Origin of the sequence: Neotamlana laminarinivorans (genome assembly GCF_020523925.1) — a bacterium.
In the GTDB taxonomy this organism is placed as follows: domain Bacteria; phylum Bacteroidota; class Bacteroidia; order Flavobacteriales; family Flavobacteriaceae; genus Neotamlana; species Neotamlana laminarinivorans.
In genome coordinates, this window is the sequence record NZ_JAJAPW010000097.1 from 1 (window position 1) to 280 (window position 280).

The window sequence follows — 280 nt, forward strand, 5'->3', positions numbered from 1 at the left end:
TGCGTTTCAATATCTGTAACAAAACTACCAACGCTTTTCATGCCCGAAACGTTTTCTAAAACAATAACTTTGGGTTGTAAAACTTTAACAAAACGAGCAAATTCCATATACATAAAATTTCTATCGTCTTGCTCGTGTCTTTTTCTGTTATTTAATGAAAAACCTTGACAAGGAATGCCACCAATAAGCACATCGAGTTGCCTGCCATTTAAAAGCTCTTCTATAACTTGAGGGTTAACCTTTTTAATATCGCCATTAATAGTAGAGCAATTGGGGTGGT

General features: G+C 35.0%; 1 protein-coding gene. It reads right to left on the reverse strand.

What is annotated here, in order from left to right; genetic code table 11:
* Window positions 1-280: DNA cytosine methyltransferase (locus tag LG649_RS16200; protein WP_226544841.1), on the reverse strand; the 280-nt coding region annotated here is incomplete at both ends.